15 protein-coding genes are annotated in these 19,886 nt (G+C 64.5%); 10 read left to right on the top strand and 5 right to left on the bottom strand.

What is annotated here, in order from left to right; all coding sequences use genetic code 11:
• Positions 1-448 precede the first annotated feature (448 nt).
• The 4 genes from NQ034_RS15535 to NQ034_RS15520 all read left to right on the top strand — a co-directional run bounded on the left by NQ034_RS15535 (position 449) and on the right by NQ034_RS15520 (position 4,679).
• Positions 449-1,339 carry a transporter substrate-binding domain-containing protein gene (locus NQ034_RS15535; RefSeq protein ID WP_257049950.1) on the top strand — a complete coding sequence of 297 codons (891 nt, stop codon included), beginning with the start codon at positions 449-451 and terminating at the stop codon, positions 1,337-1,339.
• Between the two features lie 10 nt (positions 1,340-1,349).
• Positions 1,350-2,105, top strand: coding sequence for an amino acid ABC transporter permease (locus NQ034_RS15530; protein ID WP_257049949.1), 756 nt, complete (start codon positions 1,350-1,352; stop codon positions 2,103-2,105).
• Positions 2,106-2,124: 19 nt separating this feature from the next.
• The gene (locus NQ034_RS15525; RefSeq protein WP_257049948.1) at positions 2,125-2,925 is read left to right on the top strand and encodes an amino acid ABC transporter ATP-binding protein; all 801 of its coding nucleotides are present in this window, start codon (positions 2,125-2,127) and stop codon (positions 2,923-2,925) included.
• Between the two features lie 425 nt (positions 2,926-3,350).
• Positions 3,351-4,679, top strand: coding sequence for a hypothetical protein (locus NQ034_RS15520; protein ID WP_257049947.1), 1,329 nt, complete (start codon positions 3,351-3,353; stop codon positions 4,677-4,679).
• Between the two features lie 65 nt (positions 4,680-4,744).
• Here NQ034_RS15520 and NQ034_RS15515 read toward each other — a convergent pair whose 3' ends face one another.
• Together NQ034_RS15515 and NQ034_RS15510 are read right to left on the bottom strand one after the other, a co-directional pair.
• Positions 4,745-6,376 (bottom strand): amidohydrolase, encoded by a 1,632-nt coding sequence (locus tag NQ034_RS15515; RefSeq protein WP_257049946.1) that lies wholly within the window; start codon positions 6,374-6,376, stop codon positions 4,745-4,747.
• A 93-nt stretch (positions 6,377-6,469) separates the two neighbouring features.
• Positions 6,470-7,648 carry an MFS transporter gene (locus tag NQ034_RS15510; RefSeq protein ID WP_257049945.1) on the bottom strand — a complete coding sequence of 393 codons (1,179 nt, stop codon included), beginning with the start codon at positions 7,646-7,648 and terminating at the stop codon, positions 6,470-6,472.
• A 217-nt stretch (positions 7,649-7,865) separates the two neighbouring features.
• Between NQ034_RS15510 and NQ034_RS15505 the strand changes: the two genes are divergently transcribed.
• The 6 genes from NQ034_RS15505 to NQ034_RS15480 all read left to right on the top strand — a co-directional run bounded on the left by NQ034_RS15505 (position 7,866) and on the right by NQ034_RS15480 (position 16,083).
• A complete protein-coding gene (locus NQ034_RS15505; protein WP_257049944.1) occupies positions 7,866-8,996 on the top strand; it encodes a LacI family DNA-binding transcriptional regulator in 1,131 nt (376 codons plus the stop codon).
• Entirely contained in the window at positions 8,993-10,585 is a 1,593-nt protein-coding gene (locus NQ034_RS15500) for an ABC transporter substrate-binding protein (RefSeq protein ID WP_257049943.1), read from the top strand. Before NQ034_RS15505 ends, NQ034_RS15500 begins: the two co-directional genes overlap by 4 nt.
• A gap of 29 nt (positions 10,586-10,614) precedes the next feature.
• Positions 10,615-11,640 carry an ABC transporter permease gene (locus NQ034_RS15495; protein ID WP_257049942.1) on the top strand — a complete coding sequence of 342 codons (1,026 nt, stop codon included), beginning with the start codon at positions 10,615-10,617 and terminating at the stop codon, positions 11,638-11,640.
• Positions 11,637-13,490 carry an ATP-binding cassette domain-containing protein gene (locus NQ034_RS15490; protein WP_257049941.1) on the top strand — a complete coding sequence of 618 codons (1,854 nt, stop codon included), beginning with the start codon at positions 11,637-11,639 and terminating at the stop codon, positions 13,488-13,490. Before NQ034_RS15495 ends, NQ034_RS15490 begins: the two co-directional genes overlap by 4 nt.
• 5 nt (positions 13,491-13,495) lie before the next feature.
• Positions 13,496-14,281, top strand: a complete 786-nt coding sequence (locus NQ034_RS15485) for an ABC transporter ATP-binding protein (RefSeq protein ID WP_257049940.1) — start codon at positions 13,496-13,498, stop codon at positions 14,279-14,281.
• A 74-nt stretch (positions 14,282-14,355) separates the two neighbouring features.
• Entirely contained in the window at positions 14,356-16,083 is a 1,728-nt protein-coding gene (locus NQ034_RS15480) for an amidohydrolase (RefSeq protein ID WP_257049939.1), read from the top strand.
• Between the two features lie 137 nt (positions 16,084-16,220).
• Here the strand turns inward: NQ034_RS15480 and NQ034_RS15475 are convergent, their stop codons facing one another.
• From NQ034_RS15475 to NQ034_RS15465, 3 genes are read right to left on the bottom strand one after another with little or no spacing between them, the layout of a single operon-like run.
• Positions 16,221-16,991 carry an SDR family NAD(P)-dependent oxidoreductase gene (locus tag NQ034_RS15475; protein ID WP_257049938.1) on the bottom strand — a complete coding sequence of 257 codons (771 nt, stop codon included), beginning with the start codon at positions 16,989-16,991 and terminating at the stop codon, positions 16,221-16,223.
• A gap of 57 nt (positions 16,992-17,048) precedes the next feature.
• On the bottom strand, positions 17,049-18,170 hold the full coding sequence (locus NQ034_RS15470; protein ID WP_257049937.1) for a CaiB/BaiF CoA transferase family protein: 1,122 nt from the start codon (positions 18,168-18,170) through the stop codon (positions 17,049-17,051).
• The gene (locus tag NQ034_RS15465; protein WP_257049936.1) at positions 18,167-19,720 is read right to left on the bottom strand and encodes a class I adenylate-forming enzyme family protein; all 1,554 of its coding nucleotides are present in this window, start codon (positions 19,718-19,720) and stop codon (positions 18,167-18,169) included. Before NQ034_RS15465 ends, NQ034_RS15470 begins: the two co-directional genes overlap by 4 nt.
• Positions 19,721-19,886 lie beyond the last annotated feature (166 nt).

Below are 19,886 nucleotides of genomic sequence, written 5' to 3'. Positions count from 1 at the left end.
CTTCACTTCGAAGGTGATCTTTCTTCTGCGGGAATTGAACTCTAGACAAGTCCTATTTTCCCAGGTCAGAGGTCACCTTCACCTATTCATCCACACCCCGGACACCCCACACCATGAAAAACCCAGGTTAACACCCGCCGGAACACGAGGATTCCACACCCTCACGGGAGATCCTCGCACTCTCCCGGAAATCGGGCCGCCACACGACACCCCTCCGGTCACACTCCCACACACCAAAGAACCGACTTGCCTACAGTCCACATCCCGCATGATTCCTGGAAACAAGGCTGGTTGTGGAGTATCACCTTCTCTCACGATTTCATACGGAAAACACTCCTTGTCCTGGTTCCGATACACACATTACCGATTCGACGTGATCTAGATCATCCTTTAGGATCAAGGCGGACTTACAGAACGACAATCAAACACTTTGAGGAGCGGGTGAATTGTGGCGAAGTCGAAGAAGGGTGTGACTCCCAATCAGTGGAGCATCATCGTAGTCCTGATCATCGTTTTAGGCCTGGCCAGTGGGTTCGTCGGGGCCAAGATCGGCAGCGGTAACGGGAGCGGCGCAGGAGGCGCAGCCGGGCAAGAACCCGGCGCCTTCCTGGAGAAGATCAAGGCCAACGGAAAACTGCGCATCGGCATCGCCTTGGCACCGCCCATGACCATGCAAGAGGACGATGGCACCTACGGCGGCCCCAACATCATCCCCCTACAGAACCTGGCAAAGGATTTGGGCGTCGAGGTCGAGCCCGTTCCCGCCGAATGGAACAACATCGTGGCGGGCCTGCAGGCCGATCGTTATGACTTCGCCGCCAGCCTGGACCAGACCATTTCACGATCCATGTCCATCAGCTTCACCGATTCCGTCTGGGAATACCCCGGCGTCTTCGTTGTGCGCGCCGACTCGAAATACACGACGGCCGACGACGTCTTGAATAACACGGATGGCAAAATCGCCACGGCGCAGGGAACCGCGCTGGAGACGACCATGAAATCACTGACGAAGAACACCACGTCTTTCAAGGAATACGCCAATTCCGTTTCCGCGCTCAACGCGAAGCGCGTCGTGGGTGAATTCGCCGACTACCCTGCCGCGCTGGCCCAGGTACAGGCGGATAAGAACCTCAAGATGATCATCCCGGACACCGCCATCTACCAGGGCAAAGCCGCCTACGGTGTACCCACCGACATCGACTACCGCTCGCTCAACGTCATCAACGTGGCGATCGACCGTGCCCGCAACGAAAACGACTTGGACGCCGCCTACAAGAAAGTCGGCTACGTCCCGGCGGATGATCTGCCGGATACCTCGCCCGATCTGATCAAGAAGTAGGGCGGGCCGCATGTTCAACTACGACTTCGACTGGTCCGTCGTGACCAATAATCTCGACCGGTTGGGCCAGGGACTCCTGACCACCATCGAGCTGGCCCTGCTGGCGATTGTGACCAGCATGATCCTGGCCGTACCGGTGGCCATCGCCCGAATGTCGGAGATCCGCGTGATCCGCTGGATCGCGCAGGTCTACATCGAGATCTTCCGCTGTACACCCCTGCTAGTCCAACTGTTCTGGGTGTTCTATGCGATGCCGGCACTCATCGGCCTGACGCTTCCTGGGTTCCTGTCCGCCTTCATCACTCTGTCGCTGAATCTCACGGCCTTTATGGCCGAGGCCTACCGCAGCGGTTTCCAGTCCGTCCCCGTCGAACAGGTCGAGGCAGGCCAGATGCTGCGCCTGTCCTATGCCCAGAGGCTGCGCTACATCATTTTGCCGCAGGCCATGCGCCAACAGTTGCCGGTCATCCTCTCGCTCGACATCACCCTGTTCAAGGACACAGCCCTGGTGTCCACGATCGCGGTGGGTGATCTGATGTTCGCGGCCAACACGATCTCCACGGAAACATATAGATCGCTGGAGGTTTTCACGGTCGCGGCGCTCATATATTTCATCGTCGCCTTCCCCGCATCCCTGCTGACCAGCTGGATCGAGCGCCGGATGCAGGACTCACAGACACAGGTGCCCAGGCGCCGCAAGATGCTCCCGGCCGTAGCCGGCAGCGGCAAGCAGTACAGGACCCTGCGCAAGCAGGGCGGCGAATGACGACAAAAGGACACACTCCATGAGTAGCACTACGAACACCCCGGATGCGGGACCCGGCATCAGCGCCGACCGGGGCGACATCCTGGTTTCGGCCCGAGGCCTGAAGAAGTCCTTCGGCGACCGAGAGATCCTGAAGAACATCGACTTCGACATGCACGTCGGGGACATCACCGTCATCATCGGCAAGTCTGGCTCCGGCAAGTCCACTCTGCTGCGAGTGTTGGCGGGCCTGACGGAGCCGGATGACGGCGTGATCACCTTCGACGACCAAGTCGTTTTCGAGGACGAGGAGTATACGGATGCCTGGGACGAGATCGACCAGCACATCGGGATGATCTTCCAGTCCTACACGCTGTGGCCCCACATGGATGTCCTGGCCAACCTCACGCTGGCCCCACGCAAGAGACTGGGCCTAAGCGACGAAGAGGCCAGGAGCCGGGCCGCGGCGGCGCTGGAGGAAGTGGGGATGTCCCAGCACATCCGTTCCAAGCCCGCCCAGCTCTCCGGCGGCGAGCGCCAGCGCGTGGCGATCGCTCGGGCGCTCATGATGAGACCCAAGTTGCTGTTGTGCGACGAGATCACTTCGGCACTCGACCCGCCCGTGGCGGCCGAGGTCCTCGAGGTCCTGCGGCGGCTCAAGGAGACGGATGGGATTGCCGTGGCCCTGGTGACTCACGACATGGCGTTCGCAGCCAAAGCAGCGGACCGCCTGGTCTTCTTCCACGAGGGTGAGATCGCGGTGAACACCACACCGCAGGATGCCTTCAACAACACGCAGAACGAGGATCTCAAGAAGTTCGTCGATGCGGTGCGCTTCTGAGCCATCCGCATATTCCGCGAGATGCAGGGCAGCGCACGGAATCGTGCCAGCCGGGGAGGTGAGGCCGGTCTCATGCAGCTGGCGGTGGACGACCATGAACTCGACCTGGTGCCCGTGGAGTTCGAGGACCAGGCGGTCTACGCCTCGCTCGATCCCCGGATGACCGAACATCCCATCGACATCGTGACGCTGTCCCAGCGCCCGCCCATCCTGGAACACTACGCCTTCGGCACCCGGCGCGGTGCGCAGGTCTCCCCGCCACTCTGGCGTTCATGGACCTGGCGCGGGAGACCCTCGAGGGGCTTGAGGGCTCAGGAAGGGTCCGTGCGTGGTTCGGAGACGATCCGACTACCAGCATCCATTCCCATTGCCCCCCGGTCCCAAGCCGAATGCCCGTCCCCGGTTCACCTTCTACACTTGTTCCGATGTCTAAGAACAAACGCACCAAGAAGTCAGCGAAGTCCGCCAAGCGCAAACCGCAGGGCAATCCGGCCCTGCGCAATCGCAATGTGCAGCCTTCGGCCGCGACCGAACGCTCCCTGCAGCAGCGCTTCACCTCCTGGTACCTGGACCAGCCCGGATCCGAGGACTCGGCCGGGGTGACCGCCCTGCTCGAGGGCCTGTTCCAGGTCGCCCCAGATTTCCGCAACTCCTTCGGCTCCCCCGCCAGCCTGGCCCTGCCCACCGCGGACCTGGTCGTCGAGATGGCCACGAGCGATCTGACCGGCTCGGGCCATCCCGAGGTGGAGATCGCCGTCGCACTGCACAGCTATCTGCAGTTCCTCCAGATCACGCGCGAGCCCCTGGTCAACGCCGCCGAGGTCGCCCAGGGCATCACCGCACTCGACGCGATCATCACCGACGCCGAGGCCGCACAGCCCCTGGCCGGTTTCGTACCGGCCACCGCGCAGGCCGGCTCACAGACCGCCGCCCCGACCGCTACGCCGAGTCAGCCCCTCGGAGCCTTCGCCCCGGCCGGTACCTCGGCCGCAGCAGCAGACGCTGTCGCCCCGACTGCACCCCAGCACACCGCCCCGGCCCTGAGCCGCACGGACGTCCGCGAGCTGCCAGGCGAGTTCGCCGACACCCCGGCCGAAGTGCTGCTGCGCGATCTGAATGCCACCGCACCGGTGGTCGCCGTCGCGGGACTGCTCGACTGGCTGGGCAAGGGCAAACCGGTGACCTCGACCGGAGCGCTGCGCCGGGCCGATATCGAACCCGTTGCGGCCCTGCTGGGGATCGCGGCAGCAGGTGTCGCCAAGGTTCCGGACGGGGCAGCCGGCGACGGTACCTCCGAGCACCCGTTCCAGGTCAAGACCATGTGGGAGCTCGAACCGCTGGCCGCGTTCTGGGTCGCACTCCAGGAACTCGAGCTGCTGGAGCTGACCTCGACGAAGGCCCTGCCCGGTGCCGGGGTGGCGCAGTGGAACGAGGCCGATCCGGACCATGCCGCGGCGATCCGCACGGATCTGCTGGCCACCTACGTCGGAACGCTGCTCGAATGCGAGGACGAGAAGCTCAGTGCCGAGGACCGACGGCTGGCCGAGGATGCCTCGCGCGAGGTCCGCGCCATCCTCGTCCAGGCCCTGCGCGCAGGTGCAGCCCCTGCACAAGCTCAGACACAGCGCGGCGCCCAGCTGCTGGAACGCCTGCACGCGGACGGACTGCTCAGCGGCAATGGGGCGCAGGCCACCGAGATCCCCGTGGGCGTGAAGTTCGCCGCTGCGATCGCGGTCGCCAACCTCGCTGCTTGATATTCCAGAGGCCCGCACGAACCAGAACGTGACCGTTCTGGTTCGTGCGGGCCTCTGTGCATCCGCTAGGCGGAATACACGACTTCCCCTCCGATCACCGTGGACACGACCTTCGTCTCCTCGATGCCGGCCGGATCGATCGTGAACACATCATTATCCAAGGTCGTGAAGTCGGCGAGCATGCCCGGCGCCAACACGCCCACCGCGTCCTCCCGGCCCACCGCATAGGCGGAGCCGTAGGTGTAGGCGCGCACCGCCTCGGCCACGGTGACGCGTTCGGCCGGTCCGAAATCCGCGCCGGCGGAGGTTTTGCGGTTGACCAGGTCGTGAATCGACTTGAGCGGATTCGCATCGGAGACCGGGCTGTCGGTGGAGCCGGGGACCACGATGCCCGCATCCAACAGCGAGCGCATCCGGTAGGTGCCGGCCGCCCGCTGCGCGCCGATCGCTGCGATGATCCCGTCGCCGAACTCGGAGACGAACACACCCTGGGGCACCGGCACGACTCCGAGTTCGGCGCACCGTGCGACCTGCGCATCGGTGGTGATGGCGAAGTGTTCGATCCGGTGGCGCACGGTGCGCGGGAATTCCCGCTGGGCGTAGGCGAAGGAGTCCAGTGCATGGTCCACCGCGCGGTCGCCGATCGCGTGGATCGCCACCGACCAGCCCGCCCGGTGGTAGGAGGCCACCAGGTCCGGCATCTGGGCGGGGTCGACGACCATCACCCCGGTGTTCTCCGGCTCCCCGCAGTAGCACTCGTGCACGGCGGCCGACCGGCCGATCAGCGAGCCGTCGGAGACCATTTTGACCGGGCCCAGCCGCAGCCGGTCGTCGCCGAAGCCCGTCCGGATCCCCAGGTCCAGGGTCCGCATTCCCTCGGCGTTGATCTCCAGTCCGTGCAGCACCTGATGGAAGGGCATGAGGGTCTGGCGGGGGCGGAGCACATTGCCGGCCACCGCGTCCTGGTAGATGTCGATGATCGGCGCGTTGAGGCCCAGCGCCCCGCCGAGCACCACCCCGGGTTCGGTCAGGCTGGTCAGCCCGTAGGCCACCGCCTGGTCCGAGGCCCGGCCCAGGTTGGCCAGTGCCTCGGCCTTGCTCACCCGGGCGGATACGAACTGGATCGGGTCCTTCGCCGATTCCTGTAGCAGGCCCTCCGCCAGGCCGGCGGTGTCGCGGAACACGCGGCCGCCGTCGATATCGGGGAAGCCCTGGCGCTCCGGGTAGCCGGCCAGTTCGAACGCCCGGGTATTGGCCACGAGCATGTGCTTGGAGACGTGTTCGAGGATCACGGGGTGGCCGTTGGACACCCGGTCGATGGCCTCCGCGGTGGGGTGGTCGCCCAGACGGTTCTGATCGTAGCCGACCCCGCGCACCCACTGGCCGGCCGGGAGCTCGGCGGCGCGTTTGGCAACGGCGGCGTAGACGTCGTCCAGGCTCGTCACGTTCGGGTAGCGCAGGTCGATACTGCCGAGGTGTTCGCCGGTGCCCATGGTGTGATGGTGGGCGTCGTGCAGGCCCGGCACCGTCACCGCTCCGCCCAGGTCACAGGTGGTCCGGGCTTCGAACCCGGCGAGGTCCGCGGCGGATTCCCCGACAGCCAGGATCCGGCCGCGGTCCACAGCCAGGGCCCCGGCCCTGGGCATTGCGGTATCTCCGGTGACGAAATCGCCGGTGAAGATGGCGTCGATTCTCATTTCCGTTTCTCCTTACCCCCGGGTTCCGGGCCCGAGGTCATAGGGGGCGGGTGCTGGTGGCCGCCGGCGCGGCGGCCTTCTCGTGCGCCGGCACTATGCCGGCTTGGGTTTGAGGCCTCGGGTGACCAGTGTGTAGAGCACCAGTGCCAGCAGGGTGACGACGATACCGCCGACGAAGATCGAACGGGTGCCCCCTGCCTGTGCCAGGCTGCCCAGCAGCAGGGGCCCGAAGCCGGTGCCCAGATCCATCACCAGGAAGTACGTGGACACGGCCACTCCCATCCGGGCCGGGGTGGAGCGGTTGACCACAATCGTCTGGATCGCCGGCATGAGCGTTCCGAAGCCCACGCCCAGAAAGCCCCCGGCGACCAGTACCGCGGCAGGCCCCTGCCCTACCGCCAGGAGTAGCAGGCCGCCCATCGCCAGGACCAGCATGGGGTAGACGACCAGATCGTCGCCCCTGCGGTCCTGCACCCGGCCCAGCAGCAGGCGTGCGGCCAGGGTGGTGGCGGCGTAGACGACGAAGAACCAGCCGGCCATCCCCGGCATCCCCGCCTCCGTTGTATGGGTATCGAGGAAGGCCAGGACGGATGCGAAGGCGATGCCGCCGATGAACATGACCCCGGAGATCGCCACCGCGCCCGGTTCGATCACGCTGCGCAGCGACAGCCGCCATTTATCGGCCACCTCCTCGCGCGACGGGGTGCGTTCGGGGATCTTGAGGAAGATCACGAAGACGCCAGCGATGAGCGAGGAAGCTGCCGCTGCAGTGAACAGCCAGTTGTAGCCCAGTGAGTGCACCAGGGCCACCGCCACTGCGGGTCCCGCGGCCGAGGCCAGGGATCCCGCCACGCCGAAATACCCGGTGCCCTCGGCCCGGCGGGCGGGTGGGATAAGCGATTGGGCCGCGACCATGAGCACACTGTGGCTGAAGCCGTAGACGGCCCCGTGCAGGAAGCGCAGGGTGATGAGCAACCAGATCCCGCCCACGGCCTGGTGCACCAGGGCCACGCCGATCGACACTGCCAGGGTGATGAGCAGGGCCCGCTTGCGCCCTACCAGGTCGATGTACTTCCCGGCGAAGATCCGGCCCAGCACGGAACCGGTGATGAAAGCGCTCGACGCGAGCCCGGCCAGGGCCTGCCCGGTGTGGAACCGGGTCAGGGCGTAGCCCGCCATCGAAGTGACCAGCAGGTAGAAGACCATGCACAGGAAGAGGTTGACGAAGATGGCGAGGACGAAGTTCCCGGTCCACAGGCGGTGCGGTTTCACAGATATCCGGTTTCAACAGAAGAAGGATGGTTGATTGTGATCTGTTACATATTCATACCATAACTTGAGAAAACATTCACGCAACAGATGCGTTAAGAATCCCCTGGTCAGGGACCATAAAGACCGATTCGAATCCACCCGGAAAACCTGTTGACTCTGTGTTGCGCATCACATAGCGTTATTGCGCAACAGCCCGCCTCCGTCTGTCAGGATGCCCATGGATTCCAAGCGCCCTACGATCCGCGACGTCGCCGCCGCGGCCGGAGTCGCGGGCTCCACCGTGTCGCGCTACCTCAACGGCACCCTCGACCTCAAGTTGGAGACCGCTGGTCGGATCGACGCCGCGGTAGCCGTCACCGGCTACCAACGACCGGCCGGACCTGCGAACCCAGCAGTGCCCACCGCAGACGCCTCACCCACGGCGTCGGCCGTATCCACAGCACCCACCGGCCGTGAGCCGCAGCGCTCCTCCCCCGTACTCGGCCTCATCGTCCCCGAGGCCCTCAACCAGTACTTCTCCCAACTGGTCCACGAACTCTCCCAGGCCGCCCATCGGGCCGGCTGCGAACTCATCGTCAGCATCGCCTTCGACCAACCGGCCCGGCAGGAGACCCTGGTCGACCTCTTCTCACGGTTCGACTTGGCCGGGCTGTTCTACATCGGTACCCACCATGCGAACCCGGCGCTCGCCCGCGCCCTGACGGATGGCCTTCCCGTGGTCGTGCTCGACGACGAGCAGGCAGGGTTGACCCGAGCCACACAGATTCCCGCCACCGACCTGGTCGTCCACGACGACTACGCCGGCGCATTCCAGGCCACCAGCCATCTGCTGCGCCTGGGCCACCGCAGGATTGCCTGCGTCATCGGACCGGACTCCCTGAACTCCCAGTCCGAGCGCTTGCGCGGATACTCCGAGGCTCTGCTGACCGCCGGCGTCGACCCACATACACAGCTGATCGTCCGGGGCCCGTTCACACAGAACTTCGGGGCCTCGGCCCTGCCACACATTCTGGCCCACGCACCCACCCCCACCGCGGTTTTCGTCACCAGCGACATCATCGCTCTGGGACTGCTCGACGTGGCCCGATCCATGTCGGTCGATGTCCCAGGGCAGCTGTCGGTGGTGGGCTTCGACGACGCCCCGCTCTCACGTCATCTGCAGCCACCGCTGAGCTCTGTGCATGTGAGCCTGCGGGAGATGGCCAGGACCGCACTCGACCTCATGACCGCACGCCTGACCGAACCGAAGACCCCGCCGACGCGCGTCGTCGTCCCCGTCACCCTGGCCACCCGTGCCTCGAGTGCGGCATTCGCAGAACCCATCACCGACCCGAAGGGGCAACCGTGAGCATCAGAGTGTTCAAACCACGGCCGGACGGCCACCGACCCCGGCGCCGCACCCGCCGTCTGGCAGCCGCTCTGGCAGCCGGAACCTCGGCCCTGGCGCTGGTGCTGACCGGCTGTTCACTGGGCGCGGCGCCCGAGGGGGATACGGTCAGGGCCAGGTTCTCCGCCGACCCGACCACCTTCGACCCCGCTCTGCTGACCGCCGGCGACGACTACTACGCCGCGCGCATGCTTTACGACACGCTGCTGCGCTACGACGACAAGGGCAAGATCGTCGGCGGACTGGCCCAGGACTGGAAGATCGGTTCGAAGGGCGGCACCGTCACCCTGCGCGATGGCGCCACTTGTTCCGATGGCACGCCCATCGACGCGGACGTGGTCGTGAAATCCCTGCAGCGCTTCGTCGACCCGGCAACCAAATCGGCCATGAAGTCACTGTCCTTCGGATCCGGCGACGTCACGGTGTCGAAGAAGGACGCGAAAACCGTCGACATCAAGGTCAGCGAACCCTTCGGCGAAATCGAACCGGGCCTGACCGTGATCGGCTCCGGCATCGTGTGCCCGGCCGGCCTGGCCGATCTCAAGGGCCTCAAGGCCGGAACGGTGGATGGCGCCTTCTCCGGTCCCTACTCCGTGACCGAGGCCAAACCCGGTATCAACTACCGGTTCAAACTCAACGCGGACTACGCCGCCTGGCCGAAGTTCGCAGCGGACCTGCCCGGGCGCGTGCCCGGCACCTTGGACTTCTCCGTGGGCGCGGACACCTCGACGAACGCCAATGAGATCCTGGGCGGGTCGCTGGATCTGGGTGTCATCAGCCCCACCGACACGGATCGGTTCCAGAACGTAGCGACCATCATCATCGGCGAACAGTACGTGGTGTTCAACCAGGCCGACACCAGTCCGTTCAAAGACGAGAAACTGCGCAAGGCCGTGGGCCAGGTGCTGTTGAACAAGAACTACAACCAGATCGCCTACGCGGGCAAGAGCGACGATCAGCTGACAGTGGGCGATAAGAACATGCAGTGCGCCAATACCGACGCCTCGCTGCTGCAACAGTACGATCCGCAAGCCGTCAAGGACTCTGGAGTGCTCAAAGGCGTGAAGATGAAGTACGCGGCCTCGAACTCGTTTGGGCCCGGCGGCATCGGTGCGGAGTACATCTACCAGGAGCTGGAAAACGCCGGCGCCGACGTGGACTACGCCCTGACAGACAACGCCACGTGGGCCTCCCTGGTACTGGGACCGGAATCGGACACATGGGACATCACCCTGTTCGGCACCGTCAACCAGACCGTCACGCTGTGGACCTCGGTCAGCCGGCTGATGGGCGTGCCGATCGAGGACGGCGGCCGATCGATGACGCGGGCGAAGAACCCCGAGGGCGAGAAACTCGTCACCGAGGTCATGACCTCCGACGACGTCGAATCCAAGTGCCAGGCATATCAGAAGCTGCAGGCGAACTTCCTGGGCCGCGCCGATGTGGTCCCGCTGTCCGGTTCGGCGACCTTCTACGCATCGCGGGCCGGAGTGGAGTACCTGACGCCGAACAACCGCCAGGACTTCACGACCATCCGCATCACCGACTGATCCATCGACGAAGCGCAAGGTAGACCACCATGAAAACAGACGCCCTTCAAGCCGACAGTCGGCTGTTCTCCGTCATCCCGCCCTCCCTCATACCCAGTTGGTCGACCACCCCGTGGGCCAGATTCGCCTTCCGCAAGGTCGGCACACTGCTGCTGTCCTTCATCATCCTGATCTTCGTCACCTTCCTCATCGTCCAGCTGATTCCGGGTGATCCGGCGCGGCTGGCGGCGGGCCTGGAAGCCGATCAGGCCCAGGTCGAACAGGTCAGACGGGACCTGGGCCTCGACGCACCCTGGTGGGTGCAGTTCGGCCACTACGTCCAGAACATCTTCAACGGCTCCCTGGGCTACTCCTACCGGATCGGAACCGTGGGCACGCAGATCCTGCTACGCGCGCCCTACACGCTGATCGTCGCCTTCTCCGCGATCGTCATCACGATGCTCGTGGCGATCCTGGCCGGCATCGGCGTGGCCGTGCTGACCAGGGCCGGACGCCGCCGCTGGCTGGATGTGGCGTTCAGCTGGGTCACCGCCTTCATCGATGCGATCCCGGTCTACGTCCGCGGCACCGTGCTCATCATCGTCTTCGCACTGAGCCTGAGTGTCCTGCCGGCAGGCGGGGCCCAGAGCGCGTCCTCGTTCGTCCTACCGATCATCGCCCTGTCGATCGGCCCGGTCTGCTCGCTGTCGCGGGTGGTCCGCCGCGAGGCCGAAAGCGCCTTCGAATCCGACTTCATCCGCACCGCCGAGGGCTGGCGCCTGTCGCGCAACCGCATCAACTTCAAGTATCTGCTGCCCAATGTGGCGACCTCGGCACTGACCATGTCCGGCCTCATGCTCTCGGGCATGATCGGCGGGGCGCTCATCATGGAGCAGGTGTTCTCCTGGCCGGGTCTGGGCACCAGTGTCGTCAACGCCATCATCAACCGCGACTACCCGGTGGTCCAGGGCACCATTCTGGTCCTCGGCATGGTCGCGGTGATCATCAACATCATCATCGACATGGTGCTCGCACTGATCGATCCGCGCACTCTGACCCCCGGGAGCAACTCATGAGCCAGTCCATCTCCCCCGTCCCGGCCAAGGCGCCCGCAGCCCCGGACGGTCCCACGCCCGCACCGGGCAGGGCCACCGGCGCGCGCCGCCGCGGCAACGCCGTCTTCTACGCCGGCGGCATCATTCTGCTGGTCTTCATCGTGCTGGCCATCATCGGCCCCATGATCTTCCGCGGGCCGGCCACCACGATCGATGCGCTCAACACGCGCAGCGGAGCCGGTGGCGACCATCCCTTCGGCACGGACGGGTTCGGCCGCGATATCTTCGCCCGCGTCATGGTCGCAGCCCGCCTGACCCTGCTGTTGACCTTCGGCGCCAGCCTCATGGCACTCATCATCGGCACGCTGATCGGCGTATTGGTGTGGCTGGTGGGCTCCAAACTGCGCGCGGTGATCTTCCAGATCAACGCCGTGGCTGTGGCCTTCCCGTCGATGATCCTGGCGCTCATCGTCGCCGCCATCATGGGTCCGGGCTCGCTGTCGGCCATGGTCGCCGTCGGCATCGCCGGGATCCCGGCCTACATCCGCCTGACCGCGAACCTCTCGGCCAAGGTCGTCGGCGAGGACTTCGTGAACATGGCCGACCTGCAGGGTGTCAGCCGGCTGCGCATGGCGGTGCGCCACATCCTGCCGAACATCGCGATCCCGCTGTCCGTGGCCGCAGCGAACTCCACCGCGTTCACCCTGGTCGAACTCTCCGGCCTGTCCTTCATCGGCCTGGGAGTGCAGGCGCCGGACTACGACTTCGGCCGGATGCTCTCCGACGGCCTGGGCGAGATGTCCGGCCAGCCCTGGGGCGTGCTGGGTCCTGCCATCGCGATCACCCTGTTGGGCCTGGGCATCATGCTCTTCGGCGATGGTCTGGCCGCCATGATCGATCCACGCGTGGCTGCCCGTTTGGCCGCTGCCAAGGCCGCCGGACGGGCCCGCCGCCTGGGCGCGGCCTCGACCGGTGCCAAGGCCTCTGCCGCCGGGGCACAGGCCGACGGATCCGAGCCGGCGGGGGTCACGGTCCGCGACCTGACCGTGGCCAAACCCGAGGCCGACGACACCACGACCCCGCTGGTCGACGGGGTGTCGTTTAACATCGCGCCCGGCGAGATCCTGGGCATCGTGGGCGAGTCCGGATCCGGTAAGTCGCTGACCGCGATGACCCTGGCAGGACTGCCTGCCTCCGGCTTGACGGTGCGCGCCGAAACCCTGCGAGTGGGACGGATGGACATGCTGGGGGACAACTCCTCCGCCGAACTGGCAGGCGCCGTCAGCCTCGTCTACCAGGATCCGATGAGCACTTTCAGTCCTTCCCTGAAGATGGGCACGCAGCTGACGGATGTGTTCTGCCGCCACCTTGGCTGGAGCAGGGCGAAGGCCCACTCCGAACTGGTCAAGGCGCTGCAGGCGCTGAGCACCCCTGACCCGGAGCGAATCCTCAGCCTGTATCCGCATCAGCTCTCCGGCGGACTGCTGCAACGCTGTTTGATCGCCCAGGCCGTGCTACTGAACCCGCGGTTGCTCATCGCCGATGAGCCGACCACGGCACTCGACGTGTCCGTGCAGGCCGAGGTGCTGCGCCGGATCTACCAGTTCCGGCGCGACTCCGGGGCCTCCGTGCTCTTCATCTCCCACGATCTGGGCGTCGTCGAAGCGCTGTGCGACCGCGTCCTGGTGATGTACAAGGGGCAGGTCGTCGAGGAGTTGGCACCCGAACAGATCAGGACCAGGCGGGTGGAGCACCCGTACACGCAGCAGCTGCTCGACGCCGCCCTGTACCTGACCGAGGTGGACGGTGCGCACGGGCAGGCGAGCGCACCGGCCGACGGACCGGTCCAGCAGAGGGAAGGGAACAGGTGAACGCCATGACGGAGAACATCCTGGAAATCCACGAGGTGACCAAGCGGTTCGGCCACGGCATCTTCGCCAAGACAGTGCTCGACAGGGTCTCCCTGCGCATCCCCCGCGGTACCGCGGTGGGGCTGGTGGGCGAGTCCGGCTCGGGCAAGTCCACGATCGGCAAGATCGCCTGCGGCGTCTACGGCTTCGACGGTGGTTCGGTGCAATTGGCGGGGCAGACCTTCGAAAAGGGCGATCCGTACAAGAAGGCCGCTCGCGGGACGATCGCCTACATCCCGCAGAATCCCTTCTCCTCGTTCGATCCGCGCCGCACCGTGGGCCAGTCCCTGGTCGAGGCCCTGGACCCGCGAGCTCCCAGACCGGGTTCGCGCCGCGCCGAGCTGGTCCGGTGGCTGGATCGAGTGGCCCTGCCGGCTGACAGTCTGGAACGCTACCCACACGAGTTCTCCGGCGGGCAGCGACAGCGCCTGGCGGTGGCCCGCGGGCTCCTGCGCGATCCCGAGTTGGTGGTCGCCGATGAGATCACCTCGGCCCTCGACGTCTCCGTGCAGGCCCAGGTGCTCCAGCTGCTGGACGAGCTGCGGGCCGAGCGTGATTTCTCCCTCCTGTTCATCTCCCACAATCTGGCGGTGATCCAGAACGTCTGCGATGAGGTGCTGGTGATGAAGGGCGGGGCGATCGTCGAATCCGGTCCGACCGACCGCATTCTGTCCACCCCGGAGAACCCCTATACTCGGCACCTACTGAACTCGATCCCGGGCTCGCCCGGGTTCAGCCTGGATTCCGCCTGAAGCCGGGCGTCTGTGCGGAGAACGCCGCCTAGACATCCGACCACGAGCACACACACGACAGCAAAGGAGCACCCATGACTGACCCCGCTTTCGACTACTCCGCCTACGGCCCCGGCGCGGGCCCGGACTCGGGAACCGACGCCGCGGTACCCGCGGCTCCGGCCGTCCAGGTCTTCGCCAATGCCCGCGTGTTCACCGGCGAGGGCTTCTCCGAGGCCCAGGACGTCATCGTCGACCACGGCAGGGTGGCGGGCTTTGCCCCGGCGGGCCAGGGTGCCCGCGACGCCGCAGCAGCCGCCACCGCCGGCGCCGAACTGGCCCAGACGATCGACGTGGGCGGGGCGTATCTGCTGCCCGGCTTCACCGAATCCCACGGCCACCCCGTGGGCTGGGGCCTGAACAAGCTGACCCTCGACCTGCGCCCTGGCTCGGTGAGCAGTATCGCCGATGTCCTGGCCCTCGTGGCCGAGGCCGTGGCCGCACGGGCGGCCGGGGCCTCGGCCGATGCCGGTGATGCGGGTGCCGGGAAGTGGATCGTGGGCACCGGCTGGGACGAGACCTACTTCGCCGCGGCCCGGATGCCCACCCGCGCGGATCTGGACTCGGTGGCCCCGGACGTGCCCGTCTACATCGAGCGGACCTGCGGGCACATGGCGGTGGTGAACTCTGCGGCCCTGGCGGCCTCGGGCATCGACGATGACACGGCCGATCCGGACGGCGGCAAGCTGGTCCGCGATGCCGCAGGGCACTTGACCGGCCTGGTGCAGGAGGATGCGAAGGGCCTGCTGGCACTGCCGGCGGACACCGTGGCGGATATGGAGCACGGTTTCGCGCTGGCGCAGCGGGACTTCAACGCCTGGGGTATCACCACCGTCAACGACTGCCTGGCCAACCCCGACACCATGCGCCTCTACCAGCGCTTCCACGACGCCGGCCGGCTGAGTGTGCGAATGCGACCGTGGCTCTACGCGATTCCCCTGTCTGGCAATGTCGGGATGATGGACGCCGCGATCGACGCCGGCGTGCAGTCCGGGTTCGGCGACGATATGCTGCGCATCCAGGGTGTGAAGTTCCAGCTCGACGGCTCGCTGGGCGGCAAGACCGCGGCCACCTGCACCCCGTACGAACACACTCACGACACCGGGATCCTGACCCACCCGACCGACAGGCTGACCGAGGCGTTCGGACGTGCGGCCCGTGGGGGCCTGCGGATGGCGATCCACGCGATCGGCGATGCGGCGATCGGCCAGGCGCTCGAGGCCCTGGAGGCGTCGGGCGAACTCGACTGGGTCAAGGCCAACCGGGTGCGCATCGAGCACTGTTCCCTGCCCACCGATGCACAGCTGGACACCATGGTCGACTGGGGGCTGATCGCCTCGTCGTCGATCAGCTTCGTCTACCACCTGGGCGATTCCTATCCCGAGGCGATCGGCCAGGACCGCCTCAACCGCCTACTGCCACACCGCACCTATATCGACCGCGGGATCGTGGCGCCGGGCAATTCGGACCTGCCGGTGACCAATGGCAATCCGTGGGAGGGCGTCTACGGCGCGGTCACCCGCACCACCCGGTCCGGGCGCGTGCTCGACGAGGTCCAGAACATCACCCTGGCCGAGGCCCTGGCCATGTACACGAGCAATGCCGCCTACGGGAACTTCGAGGAGGACCGTGCCGGGGCGGTGGCCCCGGGCAGGTTCGCGGACTTCCAGATCCTGCAGGACAATCCCTTCGACCTGGCCCCCGAGGCCTGGCTGGACCTGGCGCCCTCGCACGTCTTCCTCGGCGGTCGCCAGGTGCTGTAGCGGGCGCCTGCGGCGCGCCGGCTCATCCACGCAACCGGCTCATCCACATAAACACCATCTGAGCGCGGGAACTACCTACTACAGTAGGTAGTTCCCGCGCTCAGATGGTGTCTGCGCGAGATCCATCCGGCGGAGCCCTATACAGTTGGGCCGCCAGTCGCGTACACGATCTGCCCCGTAACGTAGTCCGCGTCCGAGCTGATAAGGAACGCCGCGATGTTTGCTATATCCTCGGGCTGCGCCACTCGACGGAGGGCAATCTGTGATTCAGCCTGTTTCTTCATGTCCTCGAACGGTACGCCTATCCGCTCCGCTGTTTGACGGGTCATGGCAGTCTCGACGAACCCTGGAGCAATAGCATTGGCGGTAATTCCATATCGGCCCAATTCCAAGGAAAGCGTTCGCGTGAATCCCTGGATACCCGCCTTGGCGGCGCTATAGTTAACCTGCCCCCGATTCCCCAGCGCCGCAATAGACGATAGGTTCACTATCCGCCCGTTTTGGGCCTCAACCATGAATCCCTGGACTGCATGAGTAAGCATAAATGGCGCCCGAAGATGGATGTCCATGACTTCATCCCAGTCATTCAAGTCCATCTTGAACAGAAGGTTGTCACGAATGTATCCAGCATCATTGACCAATACTGTTGGCTTGCCGAGCGTCGTTACAGTAGATTCCACCACGGCCTCGACCGCGGACTCCTGGCGGACATCTGCAGTGATCGCATGGACTGGTCCAAACCCAGAAAGCCGCGCAGCGGTGCCCTCGAGAGTTTTTCCGTCGATGTCGACTGCCGCCACCGCGAGGCCCTCACGCAGCAGCCGCTCCGCGACGGCAGCGCCAATTCCTTGCGCAGCACCTGTAACGATTGCGACACGCCGATCCTGCTTCAATGTTTCATTCGACATTTTAGTTACCCCTTTACCAATACATGATTGAATACCAATATACTTGTATTCTTTCGACTACATTTCCGGCCACTTGGTAAGCCCTGCTGGCTCACTTAAGTCATGTGCTTTTGCTATCTGAGTTTCCGAAAGTCCAAGCCCTCTCAACACCGGAACCGTTCGATCCGTCCTGTCGGTTCTGCCTCTCCGAATGTCGCGCGTCGCGATGTCAATGGGTGGTCCCTCTATTCCCCATCCCGTCCCGTGCCGAGCAGCAAGCTGCGGATCCGCGTCCAGTTCATCGGGCGTCAGCACGGGGGACACACATGCGTCGACGGTCGCGAACTCTGCAGCCCAGTCGTCGCGCGAACGGGTTTTGAACTTCACCGCTAGGGCTTCTTCGATGGCCGGCCATTGCGATCGTGGGTATTGTGCCGGGACCTCGCCCAGGCCCAGGGTATTCCACAATCTAGCGAAGAACTGCGGCTCAAGCGCTCCAACGGCGACGAGCCGATCATCGGCTGTTTCATAGCAACGATAGAAGGGAGCTTCCCCTCCGATAACGCTCCGGCCCCGTTCTGGCGCTGCAGAGGTCTTCCACGTCGCATAATTCATCGGCATGAGTGCACGAACCCCGTCCACCATCGCCACATCCAGATATTGACCTTTCCCTGTGTCGTCCCGGTCAACGAGTGCAGCACAGATTCGAAAGGCCGCAACGAGGGAGCCCCCTGCGAAGTCCGCTACCAGGTTCAACGGAACAGTGGGGAATCCCTCGGTGGGCCCGAGCATTGCCAATACGCCGGTCTGTGCAAGATAATTGATATCGTGCCCAGCAGCTTGTGCCATCGGGCCCTCCTGCCCATAGCCCGTGATCGAGCAGTATACGAGGGCCGGATTGAGCGCGGACAGACGCGGGTATCCGGCCCCAAGGCGTTCGGCTACCCCGGGCCGGAAACTCTCAACGAAGACATCTGCCGTACTGACCAGACGGTCCAATGCCGCCCGTCCGTTTCCATCTTTCAAATTGAGCGAGATAAAGGTCTTGCCCCGCGATGCCTCCTCGATGGGTGTACCTGCTCGCCCACCCCCAATGGACACGACTTCGGCACCCAGATCCGCGAGCAACTGCGTAGCCACCGGCCCCGGTGCCAACCGGGACATATCGACAACCTTCACACCTGACAACGGCCCCGTCATAGTTTCCCGCTCCTTGCGTCACGGGATAGAGCACGTTTGTCTGTCTTCGCAGTTGCAGAAAGTGGCATCTGATCTAGGAAAGTGATACATCGGGGATGGGCGTATGCCGGTCCCTCTGCGAAGAAGTACTCCCGAAGTTCCTCCTCAGTTGTCTTCGCTCCGGTTTCCAGTACAACGAATGCAACAGGAACCTGGCCCTTCACCTCATGGGGAGAGGGAACCACCGCTACGTCCCTAACGGCAGCGTGCCGAGCCAGAATGGCTTCGACCTCAGCGGGGTATACCTTCTCTCCCCCCACGTTTATTCGATCGTCTGCACGTCCACGAAAGTACAGCCACCCATCGTCATCCTGGTATGCAAGATCACCCGTGGCGAACCAACCGCCGGGTTTGATCCGGCGAGCATTCTCCTCCGGACGTCCCAGATAACCCGGGGTGACACAATACGCGTTCCTACACCACAGCTCTCCGGTCCCCCCGGGCGGGATATCCTCTTCGTCAGAACCTACTATTCTCACTTCAAAACCTGGCAACGGACGCCCAATGCTACCTGCACGGCGCGGGCCGATCAGCGGATTCATCGACAAGCACGGTCCACATTCCGTCAGACCGTACCCCTCAACGAAGGTCGCATTGGGAAATACTCCGCTCAGCTGCGCACTAAGGCTAGGCGGCAGGGGAGCCGACCCACACGCGATGACACGCAGCGATCGGTAGTTCTGATCGGACAGATTGTCGGCTTCCGCGAGCATCATTTTAAACATCGCAGGCACGCCAATCGAATATGTAATGTGTTGTTCAGAAATCGTTCTCAGAACCATTTGTGGTTCAAAACCGGGCAACACCGTCACAGTGCCGCCAGTCAACAGAACCGGCAGGAGGCCGCACGCAGCCGCGTTCATATGAAACAGAGGGGCCGCCAAAACTACTCTGTCGCTCGGATTGAGATAGAGATTCTGACCGATCAGCTGTGAATCTCTCAGTAACATCCGGCCCGGAATCTGCACGCCCTTGGGGCGTCCGGTCGTACCCGAGGTGAATGCCAGCCAGGCCAACTCATCAGGGTCCACTAAAACGTCGGGAGACGCCGGTGACACGTTCGATAGCCAGCCTTCGTAATCGACCAGTCCGTGTGCCTCACCGTCGACGGCCACACTGAGCATGAGCGGGTTATGCTGTGCCAGTTTTGACACAATTTCTCCCGCCGCGGCACTGCCCAGTACCGCCAGTGCACCGCTGTCCTCAAGTTGTTCCTGGTGCGTCTGAACCGCCAATTTAGGGTTGACCGGCACTGCCACGAATCCACCGCGGATCGCACCCAATGCAGTCTCAACAAATCGCAAGTCGTTTTCCCACAAGATGAGCACACGGTCGCCGCGACGCAGCCCTGCAGCGGAAAGACCTTGCGCGACCCTGTTGATTCGGCGGTCTAGTTGTTTATAGGTAAGTCGCATTCCTGCTTGTACCAGTGCAGGCTTATCCGGGAAGAAGCACAATCCATAATCGGTGGCTCGACCTAAATTCTGCGTAAATAGGAAATCAGACATCATTGTCCTCAATCGTTGTCTTCAGATTTGAAAGCGGCGGCCTCTAGCCTCGATTTTTCACGGGTTGGGGTTTGTGCTTGATCGCGGCGTCGTTGTCTCATGTTGTAGGTGATTGTACTGTTCGGGTGTGATGTGCCTGCGCGTGTCGCCGCGGTGGTCGGGCCGTTCC

Origin of the sequence: Brevibacterium moorei, from assembly GCF_024580735.1 — a bacterium.
Lineage (GTDB): Bacteria > Actinomycetota > Actinomycetes > Actinomycetales > Brevibacteriaceae > Brevibacterium > Brevibacterium moorei.
Note: the sequence above shows the minus strand (reverse complement) of the source record. Positions and strands in the feature narration are given on the sequence as shown.

Excerpts from the sequence above, each read along its gene's own strand:
- NQ034_RS15525 (WP_257049948.1), top strand. The coding sequence starts at position 2,125 with ATGAGTAGCACTACGAACACCCCGGATGCGGGACCCGGCATCAGCGCC.
- NQ034_RS15465 (WP_257049936.1), bottom strand. The coding sequence starts at position 19,720 with ATGATGTCTGATTTCCTATTTACGCAGAATTTAGGTCGAGCCACCGAT.
- NQ034_RS15470 (WP_257049937.1), bottom strand. The coding sequence starts at position 18,170 with ATGACGGGGCCGTTGTCAGGTGTGAAGGTTGTCGATATGTCCCGGTTG.
- NQ034_RS15515 (WP_257049946.1), bottom strand. The coding sequence starts at position 6,376 with ATGAGAATCGACGCCATCTTCACCGGCGATTTCGTCACCGGAGATACC.
- NQ034_RS15505 (WP_257049944.1), top strand. The coding sequence starts at position 7,866 with ATGGATTCCAAGCGCCCTACGATCCGCGACGTCGCCGCCGCGGCCGGA.
- NQ034_RS15530 (WP_257049949.1), top strand. The coding sequence starts at position 1,350 with ATGTTCAACTACGACTTCGACTGGTCCGTCGTGACCAATAATCTCGAC.
- NQ034_RS15495 (WP_257049942.1), top strand. The coding sequence starts at position 10,615 with ATGAAAACAGACGCCCTTCAAGCCGACAGTCGGCTGTTCTCCGTCATC.
- NQ034_RS15475 (WP_257049938.1), bottom strand. The coding sequence starts at position 16,991 with ATGTCGAATGAAACATTGAAGCAGGATCGGCGTGTCGCAATCGTTACA.
- NQ034_RS15485 (WP_257049940.1), top strand. The coding sequence starts at position 13,496 with ATGACGGAGAACATCCTGGAAATCCACGAGGTGACCAAGCGGTTCGGC.
- NQ034_RS15520 (WP_257049947.1), top strand. The coding sequence starts at position 3,351 with ATGTCTAAGAACAAACGCACCAAGAAGTCAGCGAAGTCCGCCAAGCGC.
- NQ034_RS15490 (WP_257049941.1), top strand. The coding sequence starts at position 11,637 with ATGAGCCAGTCCATCTCCCCCGTCCCGGCCAAGGCGCCCGCAGCCCCG.
- NQ034_RS15480 (WP_257049939.1), top strand. The coding sequence starts at position 14,356 with ATGACTGACCCCGCTTTCGACTACTCCGCCTACGGCCCCGGCGCGGGC.